The 15,605-nt window shown below is 64.6% G+C and carries 17 protein-coding genes; 12 read left to right on the forward strand and 5 right to left on the reverse strand.

Annotated elements, in window-relative coordinates:
• Nucleotides 1-21: 21 nt before the first annotated feature.
• Nucleotides 22-708: a DnaA regulatory inactivator Hda gene (gene hda, locus AC1DHL_RS13770; RefSeq protein WP_478100497.1), complete on the reverse strand. Its 687-nt coding sequence runs from the start codon at nucleotides 706-708 to the stop codon at nucleotides 22-24.
• Between the two features lie 268 nt (nucleotides 709-976).
• Between hda and purM the strand changes: the two genes are divergently transcribed.
• The 5 genes from purM (at nucleotide 977) to AC1DHL_RS13795 (ending at nucleotide 5,149) form a co-directional block, all read left to right on the forward strand.
• Nucleotides 977-2,017, forward strand: coding sequence for a phosphoribosylformylglycinamidine cyclo-ligase (purM, locus tag AC1DHL_RS13775; protein WP_478100499.1), 1,041 nt, complete (start codon nucleotides 977-979; stop codon nucleotides 2,015-2,017).
• 15 nt (nucleotides 2,018-2,032) lie between these two features.
• Nucleotides 2,033-3,088 (forward strand): AI-2E family transporter, encoded by a 1,056-nt coding sequence (locus AC1DHL_RS13780; protein ID WP_478100500.1) that lies wholly within the window; start codon nucleotides 2,033-2,035, stop codon nucleotides 3,086-3,088.
• Nucleotides 3,089-3,199: 111 nt separating this feature from the next.
• Nucleotides 3,200-3,757, forward strand: a complete 558-nt coding sequence (locus tag AC1DHL_RS13785) for an isochorismatase family protein (protein ID WP_478100502.1) — start codon at nucleotides 3,200-3,202, stop codon at nucleotides 3,755-3,757.
• Nucleotides 3,754-4,056, forward strand: coding sequence for a DJ-1/PfpI family protein (locus AC1DHL_RS13790; RefSeq protein ID WP_478100504.1), 303 nt, complete (start codon nucleotides 3,754-3,756; stop codon nucleotides 4,054-4,056). The genes AC1DHL_RS13785 and AC1DHL_RS13790 overlap by 4 nt, the downstream gene beginning before the upstream one ends.
• Nucleotides 4,057-4,126: 70 nt before the next feature.
• Entirely contained in the window at nucleotides 4,127-5,149 is a 1,023-nt protein-coding gene (locus AC1DHL_RS13795) for a GlxA family transcriptional regulator (RefSeq protein ID WP_478162317.1), read from the forward strand.
• Here AC1DHL_RS13795 and AC1DHL_RS13800 read toward each other — a convergent pair.
• From AC1DHL_RS13800 to murJ, 3 genes are read right to left on the reverse strand one after another with little or no spacing between them, the layout of a single operon-like run.
• Nucleotides 5,146-5,565 (reverse strand): bleomycin resistance protein, encoded by a 420-nt coding sequence (locus AC1DHL_RS13800; protein ID WP_478100508.1) that lies wholly within the window; start codon nucleotides 5,563-5,565, stop codon nucleotides 5,146-5,148. The two genes, AC1DHL_RS13795 and AC1DHL_RS13800, sit on opposite strands and share 4 nt — an antisense overlap.
• A complete protein-coding gene (locus AC1DHL_RS13805) occupies nucleotides 5,565-6,416 on the reverse strand; it encodes a SirB1 family protein (protein WP_478100510.1) in 852 nt (283 codons plus the stop codon). Before AC1DHL_RS13805 ends, AC1DHL_RS13800 begins: the two co-directional genes overlap by 1 nt.
• A 44-nt stretch (nucleotides 6,417-6,460) precedes the next feature.
• Nucleotides 6,461-8,026, reverse strand: a complete 1,566-nt coding sequence (gene murJ, locus AC1DHL_RS13810; protein WP_478162318.1) for a murein biosynthesis integral membrane protein MurJ — start codon at nucleotides 8,024-8,026, stop codon at nucleotides 6,461-6,463.
• 117 nt (nucleotides 8,027-8,143) lie between these two features.
• Between murJ and rpsT the strand changes: the two genes are divergently transcribed.
• Nucleotides 8,144-8,458, forward strand: a complete 315-nt coding sequence (rpsT, locus tag AC1DHL_RS13815) for a 30S ribosomal protein S20 (RefSeq protein WP_478100514.1) — start codon at nucleotides 8,144-8,146, stop codon at nucleotides 8,456-8,458.
• Nucleotides 8,459-8,577: 119 nt separating this feature from the next.
• Here rpsT and AC1DHL_RS13820 read toward each other — a convergent pair whose 3' ends face one another.
• Complete coding sequence (locus AC1DHL_RS13820; RefSeq protein WP_478162319.1) at nucleotides 8,578-8,928, reverse strand: DUF3579 domain-containing protein; 351 nt, start codon at nucleotides 8,926-8,928, stop codon at nucleotides 8,578-8,580.
• Nucleotides 8,929-9,091: 163 nt separating this feature from the next.
• Between AC1DHL_RS13820 and AC1DHL_RS13825 the strand changes: the two genes are divergently transcribed.
• The 6 genes from AC1DHL_RS13825 to AC1DHL_RS13850 all read left to right on the forward strand — a co-directional run bounded on the left by AC1DHL_RS13825 (nucleotide 9,092) and on the right by AC1DHL_RS13850 (nucleotide 15,605).
• Entirely contained in the window at nucleotides 9,092-10,297 is a 1,206-nt protein-coding gene (locus tag AC1DHL_RS13825) for an acetylornithine/succinylornithine family transaminase (RefSeq protein ID WP_478100516.1), read from the forward strand.
• Nucleotides 10,294-11,220: an ornithine carbamoyltransferase gene (argF, locus tag AC1DHL_RS13830; protein WP_478100518.1), complete on the forward strand. Its 927-nt coding sequence runs from the start codon at nucleotides 10,294-10,296 to the stop codon at nucleotides 11,218-11,220. Before AC1DHL_RS13825 ends, argF begins: the two co-directional genes overlap by 4 nt.
• Nucleotides 11,221-11,536: 316 nt before the next feature.
• Nucleotides 11,537-12,178 carry an arylformamidase gene (gene kynB, locus AC1DHL_RS13835; protein WP_478100520.1) on the forward strand — a complete coding sequence of 214 codons (642 nt, stop codon included), beginning with the start codon at nucleotides 11,537-11,539 and terminating at the stop codon, nucleotides 12,176-12,178.
• Nucleotides 12,175-13,473 (forward strand): kynureninase, encoded by a 1,299-nt coding sequence (gene kynU, locus AC1DHL_RS13840; RefSeq protein ID WP_478162320.1) that lies wholly within the window; start codon nucleotides 12,175-12,177, stop codon nucleotides 13,471-13,473. The genes kynB and kynU overlap by 4 nt, the downstream gene beginning before the upstream one ends.
• Nucleotides 13,474-13,482: 9 nt before the next feature.
• The gene (gene kynA / locus AC1DHL_RS13845; protein ID WP_478162321.1) at nucleotides 13,483-14,319 is read left to right on the forward strand and encodes a tryptophan 2,3-dioxygenase; all 837 of its coding nucleotides are present in this window, start codon (nucleotides 13,483-13,485) and stop codon (nucleotides 14,317-14,319) included.
• Between the two features lie 47 nt (nucleotides 14,320-14,366).
• Nucleotides 14,367-15,605, forward strand: coding sequence for an SMI1/KNR4 family protein (locus AC1DHL_RS13850; RefSeq protein WP_478162322.1), 1,239 nt, complete (start codon nucleotides 14,367-14,369; stop codon nucleotides 15,603-15,605).

The following is a 15,605-nucleotide window of genomic DNA, read 5'->3' on the forward strand; positions in this document are numbered from 1 at the left end:
GGGTTCGGCGCGCGAAGCGCCTCATTCATTTTCGAGCATCGACCGGATCAACGGAATCGTGATCGCGCGCTGGGTTTGCAGGGCGTAGCCGTCGAGCTGCGTGAGCAGTTCCATCAGGCTTCCGAGGTCTCGGCTGAACCGATGCAGCATGTAGTCGAGCACTTCGTCCGACAACATCACGCCGCGGCTGTCCGCGGCCTTCCGCAGTACGGCACGACGCTCAGCTTCGCTCAGGACCTGCAAGTGGAACACATGGCCCCAGCCGAGGCGCGTGCGCAGATCCTCGCGCAAGGGCAGGTCGGCCGGCGGCACTGCACCCGCCGCCACGACGCCACGCTGGAGGCTCTGCGCGTTGACGAACCAGTTGAACGCCGCGTGCTGCTGCACCGCTGTGTAGAGATGCACTTCATCCAGCACCACCGCGCCCCAACGCTCGTCAAATTCGGGAGGATCGGTCACGCCCGCATGGAGCCAGCCGGCGCTGGCGCCCTGGTCCTTCAACGCTGCCCGGACGGCTTCGAGCAGGTGTGTCTTGCCACTGCCGCTGTCGCCCCACAGATAAGTCGGCACCGGCGAATGGAGCGTCGGGACGTGCGCGTCGCCCACCCATAGCGTCAAATGCCGCAACGCCGGTTCGTTCGGCCCGGCGAAGAAGCCGGCCAGCGTCGGACCGGTCGCGATGCCGATGTCGAGCGCGAGCTGCTTCATGCCGCGACTGCCGCGAGCGGTTGAGGTGGCGCGTAGGACGCGAAAAAAAGATTCATAGGACAGGGCAGAGCGCCGCGCGACTGCCGGAAGGCGCCCACCCCTTTCCGGGAGGGGTGGCGCAAATACACGGAGACACGGAGTGACCAGCCCGGGAGAGGGTCAATGAGCGCCCTTAAAATCGTGGCGAATTCTATCGGCCCGACCGCATCGGTCGCCGGCGTCATTCTCCTCTTCCTTCCGCCTCCCCTCCCTCAGCCCGGCCCAGCCCATGAACTCCAACTCCTCCTCTCCGCTCAGCTACAAGGATGCCGGCGTCGACATCGACGCCGGCGATGCGCTGGTCGACCGCATCAAGCCGCTCGCCAGGAAGACGATGCGCGAAGGCGTGCTGGCCGGCATCGGCGGCTTCGGCGCCCTGTTCGAAGTGCCCAAGCGCTACAAGGAGCCTGTCCTCGTGAGCGGCACCGACGGCGTGGGCACCAAGCTCAAGCTCGCCTTCGAATGGAACATGCACGACACCGTCGGCATCGATCTCGTGGCGATGAGCGTGAACGACGTGCTCGTCCAGGGGGCTGAGCCCCTCTTCTTCCTCGACTATTTCGCCTGCGGCAAGCTTGACGTCGACACGGCGGCTGCAGTGGTCGGCGGCATCGCCCGCGGCTGCGAACTCAGCGGCTGCGCCTTGATCGGTGGCGAGACGGCTGAAATGCCCGGCATGTATCCCGCTGGTGAGTACGACCTCGCAGGATTCGCTGTCGGCGCGGTCGAGAAATCGCTGATCCTCACCGGCCAGAACGTGAAGCCGGGCGATGTGGTGCTGGGTCTGGCATCGGCCGGCGTGCACTCCAATGGCTTCAGTCTGGTGCGCAAGGTCATCGAACGCGCGGGCAACGCGCTGCCCGCTACGCTCGACGGCAAGCCGTTCCGCGAGGCTGTCATGGCGCCGACGCGGCTCTACGTGAAGCCGGTGCTGGCAGCGCTCGCCAAGCATCCGATCAAGGCGCTGGCGCACATCACGGGCGGCGGCCTGCTCGAGAACATCCCCCGCGTGCTGCCCGAGGGCACCGCCGCCCACCTTCGCAAGGGCAGCTGGCCGCAGAGCGAACTCTTCGCCTGGCTGCAGAAAGTCGCCGGCATCGACGACATCGAGATGAACCGCACCTTCAACAACGGCATCGGCATGGTGGTCGTGATCGACGCTGCCGAGGCCGTAGCCTGCGCGGCGACGCTGCGCTCGGAAGGCGAGACCGTGCACGAGATCGGCGTGATCGCCGAGCGTGGGTCCGGCGCGCCCGTCGTCGTCGCCTGAGCAACCCTGCGCCGCGTGAGCGAGTCCACACCCGTCCCTTCGCGCGCGCTGATCGCGTCCAGCTACCTGCTGATTGCCGGGGCCCTGCTGTTGGTCATGTGGCAGGGCTTGCTGCCCGGCCTGCTGTGCGTCTGCATCGGCTTCCTGGGCACTCGATGGATCGCCCGCCTGCTGGACGCAACACTTCGAGGCTCCCGACGACTGAGTGCGAACGATCCGGCTTGGTCCATGACCCCGCAGTTTCCCCGTGTTGCCGCGGCGACCTTGGTGATGCTGGCGCCGATCGGCCTGCTGACGCTCGGGTTCGCGGAGGCTCGAGAATTCGTTCTGAACGCGCCTGAGCAATACCAGGAACTTCTCGACTTCATCGCCCGCACGGTGCTGGAGTTGCGGCTCAAGTTGCCCGCCATCGCCGCCTATCTCCCTGAAGGCTCTGCGGAGGTGCAACGTGTCATCGCCGGCTACCTGCGCGCCCAAGCCGGCTCGCTCGCGCTGACCGGTCGTGCGTGGCTGGGCGGCGTGCTGTTCGCGTACGTCGGCCTGATCGTCGGCTCATTGGCCGCCATTGCCAATCAACCTCCTTCGAACCGCCCGCTGGCCCGGCAACTCAGACATCGCATCGTCCTGTTCGGCGAAGCGTTCGGACAGATCGTCGCCGCGCAGTTCTGGATTGCGGCCTTCAATACCTTCCTCACGGCCATATTTCTGCTGTTCCTGCTACCGCTTTGGAAGATGGAGTTGCCCTACACCCCGGCGCTCATCACCCTCACCTTCGTCGCCGGGCTGGTGCCGATCGTCGGCAATCTCATCTGCAACACCGTCATCACGCTGGTGGGGCTTTCGGTTTCGCCGTTCGTGGCGCTGGCTTGCCTTGCGTTCCTGATCCTGATCCACAAGGCCGAATACCTTATCAACGCCAAGGTGGTCGGAAGCCGCACGCAAATGTCGGTCTGGGAGTTGCTGGCCGTCATGTTCGTGGCCGAAGCGGTTTTTGGTCCAGCGGGTCTGGTGGCGGCTCCGCTGTTTTACGCCTATCTCAAGAAAGAACTGAAGGCGGCCAGGCTCGTCTAGGGCATCCAATGTCCTGAATTGATCGATTCCAGTCCGACTCGGGATGGTTGATCGCCTTCCATTGCTGGAAAATCGGTCGCATCATCCACCGACATTCGAAAGTCGCCGCCCATGAAGACCTGTCTCATAGTGATCGATGCGCAGGAATCCTTTCGCCATCGCCCGTATTTCGACGATCGCAGTCTGGCACCCTATCTGGCGGCCCAGAATGCGTTGATCGCGGGCTTCGCTGCGGTCGGGGCGCCCATCGTGCGGGTCCTCCATAGCGATGGGCCAGCCGTTTCAGACAACCCCTTCGCGCTGGAATCCGGGCAGGTGCGGCCCATCGAAGGCCTGGCTGCCTTCGAGCCCGCGGCCACATTCACCAAGGGCCGCCACAGCGCACTTGTCGGCACCGGACTCGACGTCTGGCTGACCCGGAATCGCATGGATCGCATCGTGATCAGCGGCATCCGCACCGAGCAATGCTGCGAAACGACGGCGCGCCACGCCTCGGACCTGGGCTGGCAGGTCGACTACGTTCTCGATGCCACGCTGACCTTCGACATGATTCAGCCCGATGGCAAGACGCTACCGGCGGCCGACATCAAGATGCGCACAGCCACGGTGCTCGAAGGCCGGTTCGCCACGATCTGTGGCGTAGATCAGGCGCTGGCGCGGCTGGCATGAGTCCCATCCCTCGAAGCTTGCGCGTCGCAATCCTCGCGTTCGACGACGTAGAGGCGCTGGACCTGGCGGGGCCCTACGAGGTCTTCACCACAGCCAGCCGAATGCAGCAGCGAGACACGCCAGCCAGTCCGCCTCTTTTCGAGGTGACTTGCGTCGCACGTTCCAGGGGGCCGATCCGCATGCGAGCGGGGCTTTGCGTGCTGCCCGGTCACAGTTTCGACGACGCGCCGAATCCGGATGTGTTGATCGTGCCCGGCGGCGTGGTCGATGTCGCGATGCAATGCAGCGCGACGACATGAGCCTGCACCTCGTCGCACGCCTCGCCGGCGAGCCGCTGGCACAGCGGACAGCAAGACAGATGGATTTCGCATGAACCCGGCTCGACTGACGGGCGAAGCGACGATCCGCGTCGTCTTCGCGCTGCTGCCTCAAAGCCTGGTGCTCGACTGGGCCGGTCCGGCGGAAGCGCTCCGGATCGCGAATCAGCTGCTCGTGTCCGGGGGGCAGTCGCCGCGATTTGAATTGGTGTTTGCAAGTCCACAGTCGACCTCGGCGAGTTCGGCCGGCATTACCCTGACGGGCCTGCAGCCGCTGCCTTCGGACTGGAACGGTCCATCCTGGGTGGTCCTCGTTGGCTCGCCCGGCGAAACGATCGCTGTCGACAACGAGCCGGCGCGGGCCCTTCTGCACTGGCTGCGCGGCTTGCGCCTCGAACGCGGACAACTGGAAGTCGTCACGGTGTGCGCTGGCGCCTTGCTGGCTGCCCATGCCGGCCTGTTGGCGGCCCGGCGGGCTACCACCCACCACCATCACCTCGATGAACTGCAACAGGTCGAGTCTCGTTGCGACGTCGTAGCCAATCGCGTTTTCGTGCTGGACCCGCCGATCTACAGCAGCGCGGGCGAAACGACCGGTATCGATCTGATGATTCACCGCATTGCCGAGACCTGCGGCGAACCGCTCGCGGCAAGGGTCGCCCAAACAATGGTCGTCGCGCTGCGGCGCGGGCCGAACGACCCCGAGCTCTCGCCCTTCCTGGCTTATCGCAATCATTTGCATCCCGCGCTGCATCGCGTGCAGGACGCTGTCAGCGCACAACCCCAGGCCGACTGGTCCGTGCCCCGCATGGCCGATGTTGCGCGCACCTCTCCGCGTCACCTGACCCGGCTGTTCGTGGAGCATGCCGGCGTGGCGCCACTCGAATACCTGCGGCGCCTGCGCCTTGCTACCGCGCAACTGGCACTCCAGTCTGGTGCCAACGTCACGCGTGCCGCGGAAATCTCGGGATTCGGTTCCGATACGCAGTTGCGCCGCGCATGGCGGCAGTTCGGGCGACAGGATTCGTCGCCCTCGTCCGGCAAATTCCGCGCAAGCCGCTCTGCGGCGAACTAAAGGTATCCGCAGAAGCGCAGGACATGCCCGTCGGGCTCGCGGATCGCAAATTCGCGCAAACCCCAAGGCTGAGAGGTTGGCGGCTCCAGAACCACGACGCCGCGCCTCACATAGGCGGCATGCAATCCGTCGACATCGCGCCCTACGTGGATCACGATCTCGCCGCGCCACGGCGAAGCTTCACGCCGGCCGCATTGCCAAAGGCGGATGTACACCGGGTCGCCGTAGCTTCGATCACCCTTTTTCACTCTCGCATAGCTTGGCGGTTCGCCGGCGATGAAGTCGAGTTCGAAGCCGAGCACGTCGCGGAAATAGCGGGCCGCGCGCGCCGCATCGGCCACCGGAAGCACCGGCTGGATGCCGTGAAATTCGTGCAGCGTGCCCAGATCAGCCGCAACGGGCGGTGTGGATTCCATCAGCTCTCCGCGCGTCGCAATGCGGCGACACGTTCGGCGATGGCGTCGATATCGAGCGCATCTTCGGCGTGCGCGAGATACGTCTCGAGGTCGCGCACGGCCTGCGCGCAATTGCCCTGCTCGGCATGTGCCAGCCCCCGATCCCGGTGTTCGGCCCAAGCCTCGGGAAGCAGCGCGATCAGCCGGTCTTGCACCGCGATCGCGCGCTGCCAGTCCTCCTGGGCGTGATGGATTTCCTTCAGGTTGCGCAGCATTCGTCCGATGATTTCGCGCGGCGTTGCGGGCTGAAGGTAAAGTCCCAACGGCACATCGAAGTCGCCGACCAGCCCGTTGCTGCGCTTGTAGGGTTCGAGCCGTTCGCTGAGCTCCTCGCGGGAAAGAGACTTTCCGGTGAAGGGATCGATGACCACCTGCCCTTTCGGCAAAGTGACCTTGAGCATGAAATGCCCAGGGAATCCGACGCCGCGCGCCTGCAGGCCAAGGCCGTGTGCAAGCTCCATCCACAGGACCGCGAGCGAAATCGGAATGCCGCGCCGGGTTCGCAGCACGGCATTGAGAAAGCTGTTGTCGGGGTCGTAGTAGTCGTTGACGTTGCCGCCGAAGTTCAGGTCATGAAAAAAGAACTGGTTGAGCGCCCGTAACCGCTGGAGCGGCGCCGCATCAGCCGGCAGTCGACGCTTGAGACGCGCGAGGAGTTGATCAACGTCGCCGAGCACCTGCTGCACGTCGAGTTCCGGATATTCGTCCTGGGCCAGGCTTGCTGCCGCCTCGAGCAATGGAAATTCTTCATCGCTCTTGACAAGCGAATCGAAATACTCGAGAGCGGTGGGCGCCGAGAAGCTGAACGTCATGTGGCTTTGTAGAGGAGCGGGCGGGGACCGTCAAGGCGTGCCGTTCAGTGCCGCACGAAACTGCGCAGCTTGACGCCGACGACCGCGAGAACCGCGAAATAGAGCACGGCGCCGCCCGCAATCAACGCCGCCAGCAGCCCGATGCGTTGCAGACGCTCCGAACGCATACCGATCCAATCGAAATGCTGCGCACCCCAGATCAGCAGGGCGGAGAGCACCGCCGTGCCGATCAAAACCTGCAATAGGAACTTGCCCCAGCCCGGCTCGGGTTTGTAACTGCCGCGCCGGATCAATCCGATCAGCAGCCAGACCGCATTGACGAGCGCTCCAATGCCGATCGTGAGGGTGAGCGCCGCGTGCTGCAGCACCGGCACCAGCAAGAAGTTCAGAGCCTGTGTGAGGACCAGCACACTGACCGCGATCAACATCGGCGTGCGCATGTCATGCTTCGCGTAGTAACCGGGCGCCAGGACCTTGATCGCTACCAGGCCCATCAGGCCGACGCCATAGCCCATGAGCGCGACAGTCGTACGCTGGACATCGGTTTCGCCGAATGCACCGTTGTGGAAGAGCACGGCAACCAGCGGCTGCGAGAAAACCAGCAACGCCAGCGCGCACGGCGCCGACAGCAGGACCACCAGGCGCAGACCCCAATCCAGCATCGACGAATAGCGCGCGTCGTCCTTGGCGGCACGGGCGCCAGCGAGCTGCGGCATCAGAACCACGCCAAGGGCCACGCCCAGCATGGCGGTGGGAAACTCCATCAGGCGATCGGCATTGGTGACCCAGGTGACGCTGCCAGTCGCGAGGTGCGACGCGATCTGCGTATTGATGAGCAACGAAATCTGCGCCACGCTGACACCGATCAGCGCAGGGAGCATCAGCTTGGTGATTTTCCGTGTCGTCGGGTCATTCCACGAAGCACGAATCGCGCTGGCGCTGGCGCCGATCCGCGGCATCATGCCGAGGCCGCGCAATGCGGGAATCTGGAGCGCGAGCTGCAACGCGCCGCCGACCATCACGCCGACGCACTGGGCGTAGATCGGCTCGATGCCGTGCCGGCTAAACAAGGGCGCGCCAACGACGATCGACAGGATCAGCGCCACATTCAGCAGCACCGGCGAAGCTGCGGGAACCGCAAACTTGCGCCAGGTATTGAGCACGCCGCCCGCCAATGCGACCAGCGACATGAAGCCGATGTACGGGAACATCCACCGCGTCATGACGACCGCGGCGTCAAAGCCGTGCGCGGTCTGCTTCAGGCCACTGGCCATGGCCCACACCATGAGAGGCGCCCCGATCACGCCGAGCACGCAGACGACTACGAGCGTCCAGGTCAGCAGGGTCGCCACATGGTCGACCAGATTTTTCGCTCCTTCGTCGCCCCGCTCGGTCTTGCAGGCCGCCAGAACGGGGACAAAGGCCTGGCTGAAGGCGCCCTCCCCGAACACCCGCCGGAACAGATTCGGGATCCGGAAAGCGACGTAGAAGGCGTCAGTCATCGCGCTGACGCCAAATACTGAAGTCATGAGGACGTCGCGGATGAGGCCGGTCACCCGGGAAGCGAGCGTCAACAACGAGACGGTGGAGGCGGATTTGAACAGGGACACGGGGCAGAAGTGTATGTGCCTGCCCGTGTTCTCCGGATGGAATAGGACGAGTCTGAACGCCTCGCCTATAATGGAGGGCTTTGCTGCATCATCCCCAGACACTCAAGGAATATCACCGTGGCATCCACCAAGCCCAAGAAAAAGAACCCGCGCCTCGCGTCGGGCCGTAAACGCGTCCGCCAGGACGTCAAGCTCAACGCCGCGAACACCTCGCTGCGTTCCAAATACCGCACCGCCGTGAAGAACGTCGAAAAGGCCGTCCTGGCCGGCGACAAAACCAAGGCGGCAGAACTCTTCGCGAAGGCCCAGAGCGTCGTCGACACCGTCGCCGACAAGGGCATCTTCCACAAGAACAAGGCTGCTCGCGACAAGAGCCGCCTCGCGGCCAAGGTCAAGAACCTGGCCCTCGCCCCTGAAAAGGCCGCCGCCTGACGCTTTCAGGCAAACAGCCCGGACTGGTTCGCTGGTCCGCCGTTTGATCGGGGTGCGCTGCAGCAAAGTAGAAAACCGCCTTCGGGCGGTTTTTTCATGGGCGCTCGCCTTGAACGCCTCTATTTCTTATCGACTGCGACAGGCCTCGCGACGGCCACAGGCAGGGCATCCGGTACCAGGCAGGCTTCGGCGACTTGCAAGTCGTTGTCCTTGGCGAAATTGAGACAGAAATCCCAGGCCATGGGTTCGGCATCGCGCAGTTCGCGATTGACGACGACGCACTTCACGCCGTTGATGACGGTTGGGACGCACCAGGGCGAATAGTTCAGGTGGCTTCCCGGTTGGGGGCCACCGGGACGGAACGAGCACATCACGCCCGCCAAGCGTTCCGCCCAGTCACTCGGGCGAAATGTCCGGCCATCTCGAGTGATGCCCTGGATGAAAACTTCTTTGGCGTTGGGAGAAACCATCGGTTGGCGAGAGTGAATGCACGGGCTCGTGCTGCGCCGCACAACGATTCTATCCGGGGGTCCCTTGGGCGACATGCACAGGGGCATTGCTGTGATGAGCAATCCTCACTGAAGCCGTCAAACTGGACGCCTAGAATCCGCGTTCCCTTTTCCGGAGATACGCATGAGCGCCACTGCCGCCCCCTCTTCGCCCCACGTCATGAACACCTACGGGCGCCTGCCGATCGCGCTGTCGCACGGTCAGGGATGCCGAGTCTGGGACACCGAGGGGCGTGCGTACCTCGACGGCCTGGGCGGTATCGCGGTCAATACCCTGGGTCACAACCATCCCGAACTGGTGCCCGCGCTGCAGGACCAGATCGCCAAGCTGATCCACAGCTCCAATTACTACTACGTGCCCGGCCAGGAGCAGCTCGCGGCCAAGCTGACCGAACTCTCGGGACTGACCAACGCCTTTTTCTGCTGTACGGGCCTGGAGGCCAACGAGGCTGCGCTGAAGCTGGCGCGCAAGTTCGGGCACGACAAGGGCATCGAAAGGCCCGAAATCGTGGTTTACGAGGCCGCGTTCCATGGCCGCAGCATCGCCACGCTGTCCGCCACGGGCAATCCCAAGGTGCAAAAGGGCTTCGGCCCGCTGGTTGAGGGCTTCATTCGCGTTCCGCTCAATGATTTCGATGCGCTCAAGAAAGCCACCGAAGGCAACCCGAACGTCGTGGCCGTATTCTTCGAAACCATCCAGGGCGAAGGCGGTATCCATCCCATGCGCTGGGAATACCTGCGCCAGGTCCGCCAGCTCTGCGACGAGCGCGACTGGCTCATGATGATCGACGAGGTGCAGTGCGGCATGGGGCGCACGGGCAAGTGGTTTGCTCATCAGTGGGCCGGCATCAAGCCGGACGTGATGCCGCTTGCCAAGGGCCTGGGTTCGGGCGTGCCGATCGGCGCCGTCGTTGCGGGACCACGCGCCGCCCACATTTTCGGGCCGGGCAATCATGGCACGACCTTCGGCGGCAATCCGCTCGCCATGCGCGCCGGCATCGAGACGATCCGCATCATGGAAGAGCAGAAGCTCCTGGATAACGCAGCCAACGTCGGGTCGCACCTGAAAGGCGCGCTGGAGCGCGAACTGGGCACCGTGCCCGGCGTGACGGAGATCCGCGGCCAAGGACTGATGCTCGGCATCGAACTCGACAGGCCCTGCGGCGTCATCCTCAACCGCGCCTGTGACGCAGGTCTGCTCCTGAGCGTGACGGCCGACAGCGTGATCCGCCTCGTGCCGCCGCTGATCCTCAGCATTGCCGAAGCGGACGAGATCGTCGCGATCCTGGCGCCGCTGGTGAAAACCTTTCTCGCGGAGCCTCTGCCATGACAGCCCAGCCGACCATCAGACACTACCTGCAGTTTTCGGATTTCACCGCAGACGAGTATGCGTACGTGCTGGCGCGCGCCGCACTGATCAAGAAGAAGTTCAAGGCTTACGAAAAGCACCAGCCGCTGGTCGACCGAACGCTGGCCATGATCTTCGAGAAGGCCTCGACCCGCACGCGCGTGAGCTTCGAGGCCGGCATGTACCAACTGGGCGGCAGCGTGGTGCATCTCACCACAGGCGATAGCCAACTGGGCCGTGCCGAGCCCATCGAGGACAGCGCCAAGGTCATTAGCCGCATGGTCGACCTGGTGATGATCCGCACCTTCGAGCAGACCAAGATCGAGTCCTTCGCCGCGCATTCGCGCGTGCCGGTGATCAACGGGCTGACCAACGAATTCCACCCTTGCCAAATCCTCGCGGACATCTTCACCTACATCGAGCACCGCGGCTCGATCGCGGGCAAGACGGTGGCCTGGGTCGGTGACGGCAACAACATGGCCAATACGTGGCTGCAGGCCAGCGAGATCCTGGGCTTCACGGTCCATGTGAGCACGCCGAGCGGCTATGAGGTCGACCAGTCGATCGCGGGAATCCGCTCCTCGGAGAGCTACAAGGTGTTCAAGGACCCCATGGAAGCCTGCCGCGGCGCCGACCTCGTGACCACCGACGTCTGGACCAGCATGGGCTACGAAGCCGAAAACGAAGCTCGCCGCGCGGCCTTTGCCGATTGGTGCGTCGATGCGGAAATGATGCGCGAGGCGCAACCCGACGCTCTGTTCATGCACTGCCTGCCAGCACACCGTGGCGAGGAAGTCGAGGCCGATGTGATCGATGGACCGCAATCGGTCGTCTGGGACGAGGCCGAGAACCGGATGCACGTCCAGAAAGCCCTCATGGAGTACCTCCTCCTCGGGAGGGTCTAGCTCGCCCCCAGGTTGCCCCGCACTTCGTGTCGGGGCGCCCACCCCCTGCCGGGGGCGCAGCCCGTGGCCCGGCGGAGCCGGTTCCACGGCTACCCACGAACAGGCGCGCTACGCGCAGCCGAAGACAAAGCGCAACGCCGGTATTCACCGGCCGGCGAAGCCAAGCCCGTTGGTGAAACACCGCGGAACCGGCTTTGCCGGGCCGCTGGTGTTGCCCCCGGTAGGGGGTGGGCGGGCTACACGAAGTGAGCCCAACCTGGGGGCGAGTTGTTTTAAAACGACACCACGACCCCATTCGCGGCGCTAACTTCGCGCCATGAACCAAAAACTCTGGGATATTTCGCCGCCGGTGCATGAAGGCGCGCCAGTATTTCCGGGCGACACGCCCTATCGGCAGCGCTGGGCCGCCACCATTTCACCGGGCTGCCCGGTGAATGTCAGCGAGATCACGTTGTCGCCGCACGTCGGCGCCCATGCCGACGCGCCACTTCACTACGACCCCGCCGGCGCCACGATCGGCAACGTCGACCTCTTCCCGTATCTGGGCCCTTGCCGGGTGATTCATGCCATCGGATGCGGGCCGTTGATCGAATGGCGACATCTTGCGCATGCTGTCGAAGGTCTGCCACCGCGCGTGCTGGTGCGTACCTACGAACGTGCACCAACCGCTTGGGACGGTGCCCTCGCGGCCTATGCCCCCGCCACCATCGAGCGCCTCGCCGCGATGGGCGTGAAACTGATCGGCATCGACACCGCAAGCATCGACCCGGCCGAGAGCAAGACGCTCGAAAGCCATCAAGTCATTCGCCGCCTCGGCCTTCGTGTGCTCGAAAACCTCGTCCTCGACGACGTTCCCGAAGGCGACTACGAACTCATCGCCCTGCCGCTCAAGTTCGTGAGCGCGGATGCCTCCCCTGTTCGCGCGGTTCTGCGCGAACTTCACCCAAGCCAGCCATGACACTCGACGACTGCCGCCAACTCGATGCCCAGGACACTCTCGCTATCCTGCGCGACCAGTTCTCCCTGCCCGAGGGCGTGATCTATCTCGACGGCAACTCGCTGGGCGTGCTGCCCAAGGCCGTCCCCGCGCGCATCGCCGCCGTGATCGCCCAGGAATGGGGCGAGGGGCTCATCCGATCATGGAACAGTGCCGGCTGGTTCGACCTGCCGCAGCGACTGGGGGACAAGGTGGCTCGGCTGATCGGCGCGGCGCCCGGCGAAGTTGTCTGCACCGACAGCACGTCGATCAATCTCTACAAGGTGCTCTTCGCCGCCCTCAGTCAAGTCAGCCAGGCGGCAGCCGGCGACAAAGGCAAGCGTCGCATCGTTCTCAGCGAGCGCAGCAACTTTCCGACCGACCTCTACATCGCCGAATCGATGTGCCGCGAGCGCGACTTCACGCTCCGACTGATCGACGTGAGCGATCTGCCCGCCGCGCTCACGGACGAGGTTGCAGTCCTGATGCTCACCCATGTCAACTACCGCACCGGCGCGATGCATGACATGAAGGCAGTCACCGCCGCGGCCCACGCAGCCGGCGCACTCACGGTGTGGGACCTCGCGCACAGCGCGGGCGCGGTGCCGGTGGCACTGAACGACAGCAATGCCGACTACGCGATCGGCTGTGGCTACAAGTACCTGAACGGCGGTCCCGGCGCGCCGGCCTTCGTCTGGGTGCACACCCGGCACGCCGGCCAGTTCCAACAACCGCTTTCGGGCTGGTGGGGGCACGCGGCGCCCTTCGAGTTCACGCCGCACTATCGCCCCGCGCCGGGCGTGGCGCGCTATCTCTGCGGCACCCAGCCCATCGTTGCGCTGGCGGCCCTCGAATGCGGCCTCGACACGGTGCTCGCAGCAGACGCGTTGGCGGACGGCCAGGGCAGCATGGCGGCGTTGCGCCGAAAGTCGCTGGCGCTGACCGACAACTTCATCGCGCTCGTGGAAGCACGCTGCCCCGGCAAATTCACGCTCGTGACCCCGCGCGATCACGACCTGCGCGGCTCCCAGGTCTGCCTCGCACTTCGCGACGGCGGCCCGGGCGCCTACGCGATGGTCCAAGCACTGATTGCGCGCGGCGTGATCGGCGACTTCCGTGCCGGAGACGCGCAGATGCCCGACATCCTGCGCTTCGGGTTCACGCCGCTGTATCTCCGGTTCGAGGAAGTGTGGGATGCGGTCGAGCACCTCGTCCAGGTGCTCGAGCGCGAGGAATGGAAACGCCCCGAGTTCAATCAAAAACAGGCCGTGACCTGAGGAATTACGATGAGTACCGAAAAAATCGTCCACGACGAAAAGGCGCAGCTCGATTTCAGCGGGTCGATGAGCTACACCGACTATCTGAGCCTGGACGCGATCCTGACATCCCAGCACCCGCGATCGCCGGCGCACGATGAACTGCTCTTCATCATCCAACACCAGACAAGCGAGCTATGGATGAAGCTCATGCTGCATGAGCTTCGCGCGGCGATCCGCTGTATCGCGGGAGACGATCTGTCGAGCGCCTTCAAGATGCTGGCGCGCGTGTCGCGCATCATGGAGCAGCTGGTGCATGCATGGGATGTGCTGGCGACCATGACGCCACCCGAGTACAGCGCGATGCGTCCCTACCTCGGGAGCTCCAGCGGCTTCCAGAGCTGGCAGTACCGGTGCATCGAGTTCGCGCTCGGCAACAAGAACGCCGCCATGCTCAAGCCGCACGAGCACCGCGCCGACCTGCTGGCCGAGGTTGAGCAGGCCTGGCGCTCGCCGTCCCTCTACGACGAGGCGCTGCGCCTGCTGGCACGCCGCGGCATCGACGTGCCAGCGGATCACCTCGAACGCGACTGGTCGCGCCCCTATGAGGCGAGCGACGGCGTCGAGCAAGCCTGGCTCAAGGTTTACCGCGACCCGAAGAATCACTGGGAGCTCTACCAGCTCGGCGAGGAACTCACCGATCTCGAGGACGCCTTCCGCCTTTGGCGCTTCCGCCACGTGACGACGGTCGAGCGCATCATCGGCTTCAAACGTGGCACAGGTGGCACCGGCGGCGTAAGCTATCTGCGCAAGATGCTCGACGTTGTGCTCTTCCCCGAAATCTGGAAGCTGCGAACGGATCTGTGACCGAGGGGGAGCACCCCATGACGGAGACAAGAAAATGGAGGTGACCCATGTTCAGTGACGACGAACTCGCTCAATTGCGTGCACACGGCATCGTTCTCTTTGCCAAGCGCGTGATCTTCGACGCGCAACCGCCGATGTCCGCCGAGCAGATCGCCGCCGTGCAGGCGGTCTGCGCCGGGCCGCTTCCCCCAGACATCCTTTCGCTCTGGCGCGCAACGGCTGGCGGCCGCCTCGACTACGACCTCCATCTGCATATGAACGGCAACGAGGAGTCCTTCAACTGGAATGAACTCTTTTGGAACGGCAGCGACACCTACCACGACCTGCAAGGCTGGATCGACCATGAACTCGAGGGTGCCAAGGAAGCCGCCGCCGAAAGCGCCGACGCCTGGGATGGCAAACTGACCCTGCTGCCCTTCGGCGGCTTCGAATACTGCGACCGTGTCTATGCGGTGGTCGAATCAGGCGCCGACTACGGCCATGTCCTCGCCTGGAAGCAAGGGCTCCCTTCGGCCTGGACGCATGAGATGCACGAGGACGGGATGACAACCGTGGCCCACGATCTGTGCGCGGCCTTCGAGGCGCTGCATCTCGACGAAGATCCGCTCAAGCCGGCAGGCGAATATTTCACCGGGCAGACGCTCATCGAATACCTTGACGAAAGGCACGAGGACCACGGCCTGTCCATCGAATTGATGGACAAGCTGATCGCCTTCTATCGACAGGCGATGGTCGACTGGCGATCCGCGCTCGCCGACGGTACGCTGGGCCAAAACGGCGCGCTCTCGCGCATCGCACTACGGCATGCGGTCGCCACGGACGACGCAACGCTGGTCGAAAAGCTGGCCGCCTCAGGCGTTGCGCTCGACGGACCGTTGGCCGGCAGCGCGATCGCAACCGACTTGGCGCTCAGCCACGGCGCACACGCGGCGGCGGCGGCCCTCGTGCGTGCCGGTGCGCCTGTGGCGCACGACGCGCTGGACTACATCGACAGCGCTGTGTCACCGGAACTCGTCGACCTGCTGCTCTCGCGCGGCGCCGAGCCCACTGCCACGGCCATCGCCGAATGCGTGGCCTGCGGCGCACCCGCGGCCGCGCGCCTGATCGCCGACGCCTATGGGCGGCAGCATGACGACCTTCCGACTGCATACGCCACCGTCAGGGACGGAATGCTCGCAGAACTCGAATCATCGCTGGTCGAGGTTCACGCCGGGAGGCTGACCCACTACCTGGGGCCCGTCGGTCTCGCAAAGCGCGTCGACCACCTGCAGAGCTTCAGCCTCTGA

It is taken from the genome of Variovorax sp. 10L426, from assembly GCF_056395305.1.